At 70.6% G+C, this 3,346-nt stretch carries 1 protein-coding gene and 1 pseudogene; both read left to right on the forward strand.

Annotated elements, in window-relative coordinates; genetic code table 11:
• Positions 1-121: 121 nt before the first annotated feature.
• Positions 122-2,023, forward strand: a pseudogene (locus tag ACH4S9_RS31730) (KR domain-containing protein); the annotation flags it as partial.
• A 113-nt stretch (positions 2,024-2,136) separates the two neighbouring features.
• Complete coding sequence (locus tag ACH4S9_RS31735; protein ID WP_358849045.1) at positions 2,137-3,192, forward strand: DegT/DnrJ/EryC1/StrS family aminotransferase; 1,056 nt, start codon at positions 2,137-2,139, stop codon at positions 3,190-3,192.
• Positions 3,193-3,346 lie beyond the last annotated feature (154 nt).

Below are 3,346 nucleotides of genomic sequence, written 5' to 3' on the forward strand. Positions count from 1 at the left end.
CGTCGGGCGCCTCGCCCGGCCGGCCCCGGAGGAGGACGCCACCCACCCGTGGGACGGCTCGGGCACGGTACTGATCACCGGCGGGACCGGCGGCCTGGGCAGCGAACTGGCCCGCCACCTGGTGACCGGACACGGAGTGAGCCGACTCCTGCTGACGAGCCGTCGCGGGCCGGACGCTCCGGGTGCGGGGGAGCTGCGGTCGGAGCTGTCGGCGCTGGGCGCCGAGGTGTCGGTGGTGGCGTGTGATGTGTCGGATCGTGACGCGGTGGCGGGGGTGCTGGCGTCGATCCCGGCGGAGCATCCGCTCACGGCGGTGGTGCACGCGGCGGGTGTGCTCGATGACGGTGTGGTGGGGGCGCTGACGCCCGAGCGGCTGAGCGCCGTGCTGCGGCCGAAGGTGGACGCGGCGTGGCATCTGCACGAGCTGACCCGCGACCTCGACCTGGCCGCCTTCGTCCTGTTCTCCTCACTGGCCGGGGTCAGCGGCGCGGCCGGGCAGGGCAACTACGCGGCGGCGAACGCCTTCCTGGACGCCCTGGCCGCACACCGCGCCGCGCGCGGCCAGGCCGCGACCTCCCTGGCGTGGGGCGCGTGGGAGGAGAGCGCCGGGATGACCGGCACCCTGGCCGGCACGGAGCTGCGGCGCAGCGCGCGGACGGGCCTGCCACCGCTGTCCGTGGCACAGGGCCTGGCCCTGTTCGACGCCGCGATCCCGCTGCGGCACGCCAACCCGGTGCCCGTCCGGATGGACATGGCGACCCTGCGCGCCCACGCCGACAAACTGCCGCCGCTGATGCGCGGACTGGTGCCACCGGTGCGCCGTACCGCCACCGCCGCCGGCGCGGAGAACACCGGCCCGGACTGGCTGCGCAGGCACCTCGCCGGGCTCAGCGAGGACGAGCAGGACACCGCCGTACAGGAACTGGTGCGCGGCCACGCGGCCGCGCTCCTGGGCCACGGCGAGGCCGCGGCCGTCCACCCCGAACGCGACTTCCTGGAGCTGGGATTCGACTCGCTCAGTGCGATAGAGCTGCGCAACAGGCTCACCGAGCTGACCGGGCTGCGGCTGTCCCCGATGCTGGTGTTCGACAAGAAGACACCCGCCGAACTCGCCCGCTGGGTGCGGCACGAGTTCGCCGGTCACGGCGGAACCGGCCCCCAGCCGGCCACTCGGGAGGAGGCGCCCGGCGGGCAGGACACCGTCAGCGCGATGTTCCGCGCCGCGGTCATCGCGGACAAGGTGGGCGACGGATTCCATATGCTTCAGGCGATCGCCAAAATCCGGCCCACCTACGACCTGCCGGACGACCCCCGGCACATGGCCCGGCCGGTGTCCCTCGCCGACGGGCCCGCCACACCCCGACTGATCTGCCTCAGCTCGACGGTCGTCAACGGCGGTGTGCACCAGTACGCCCGGCTGGCCGCCCACTTCCGCGGCACCCGCCCCGTGTCGGCGATCCCGCTGCCCGGCTACGCCGCGGGGGAGAGCCTGCCCGCCACGGCCGAGGTCGCCCTCCGTACGCTGGCGGCGAGCATCGAGCAGGCCGCCGACCACGACCCCTTCGTCCTGGTCGGCCACTCCTCGGCGGGCGCGCTCGCCTACTCCGTCACGGGCCATCTCGCACGGACCGGCGCACGCCTGCCGGAGTCGGTCGTCATGATGGACACCTTCCGGCCCACCGGTGTGGAGTCGCAGGGCACTCTCGTCGGCGGGCTGCTGGACCAGATCTTCCGGTCCGAGTCGGAGTTCGGGGTGTTCCACAGCGCGAGGCTGTCCGGCATGGCCCACTGGTTCGAGATCGCCGCACACCTGGAGTACGACCCGGTGCCGGTGCCCGTCCTGTTCCTCCAGTGCGCGGAGGCGTTCCCCGGTGGCGAGGCCGAGTTCGACCGCTGGCGCAGTTCCCCGCTCGACCCCTCGCACACCGTACGGCCCATAGCGGCCAATCACTTCTCGGTGATCGAGGAAAAGGCGGCGGACACCGCGCGTGCCATCGAGGACTGGATCGCCACGGGGGAGTGAAGCGGACCCCGGGCCGAAGGGCTCTGGTACTTCCCTTAGTGATTCTGAATTGGGGCGCCGATACAGTGAAGTGAGCGACCGTGCCCTCGGCCCCCGGCTGAATGAGGAATGGCATGACCTTCAGATATCAGGCCGCGAAACCAAATCTGGTGGGCGCGGAATTGAAGTACGTCACCGAGGCCATCAGTTCCGGGTGGATATCGGCCGCGGGGCCCTATGTCCGGCAGTTCGAAGCCGAATTCGCGCGCTACAACGGCGTGGCGCACGGAGTGTCCTGCTCCTCGGGTACGGCCGCGCTCACCCTGGCGCTGCGCGCCCTCGGCGTGGGCCCCGGCGACGAGGTGCTGGTCCCCGAATTCACCTTCGTCGCGTCCGCGTGGGCGGTCACCTACACGGGCGCGACGCCCGTATTCGTCGACTGCGGCGACGACCTCAACATCGACACGGCTCTCATCGAGTCCAGGATCACGCCGCGCACCAAGGCCGTCATGCCCGTCCATGTGCACGGGCGTCGCTGCGACATGGACGTGATCACGAGGATCGCGTTCGACTACAACCTGCGGGTGGTCGAGGACTGCGCCGAGGCGCACGGCATCCGGCCGGTCGGCGACGTGGCGTGCTTCTCCCTGTTCGCCAACAAGATCATCACCTCCGGTGAGGGCGGCGTCTGTCTGACCGACGACCGCAGGCTCGCCGAGCAGATGGCGCATCTGCGCGGGATGGCCATCGGCCCCGAGCACGACTTCCTGCACAAAAAGCTGGCCTACAACTTCCGCATGACCAATCTACAGGCCGCGGTCGCCCTCGGGCAGCTGGAGCAGATAGATGAATTCCTGGCCCAGCGCAGGAAGATCGAGGCGTATTACGACGCCGGACTCCGGGATATCCGGGAAATCACCCGCATGCCGCCGCGGGATGTGCTGTGGATGTACGACCTACGGGCCGAACGCCGCGATGAACTGTGCGCGTTTCTGGCCGAAGAGTCCATTGAGACCAGGCGGTTCTTCCAGCCGATGAGCAGGCAGCCCCTCTACTTCGATCCGGACTGGGCCTCCCTGAACGCCGGCCGCTTCACCGCGGACGGGCTGTGTCTGCCCACCCACACCGGACTGACCGAAGCGGACCAGGACTACATCATCGGCAAGGTCGTGGAGTTCTACGGGCGCTGACCCGGCCTGCCGGGCACACCGGGCCGACACGGGGTCGGCACCGCGCCGGCACCGGGCCGGACGAGACAACTTGTGCGTGGGGAGCGGAGCGTTGAGTCCATCCGAGTCCAGTCCTGCCGACCGCCCCGGTACGCACCGGGAACACGCCATCGCG

It is taken from the genome of Streptomyces sp. NPDC021225, from assembly GCF_044332865.1.
Classification (GTDB): domain Bacteria; phylum Actinomycetota; class Actinomycetes; order Streptomycetales; family Streptomycetaceae; genus Streptomyces.

Coding starts and splice junctions, on each gene's coding strand:
- ACH4S9_RS31735 (WP_358849045.1), top strand. CDS start 2,137: ATGACCTTCAGATATCAGGCCGCGAAACCAAATCTGGTGGGCGCGGAA.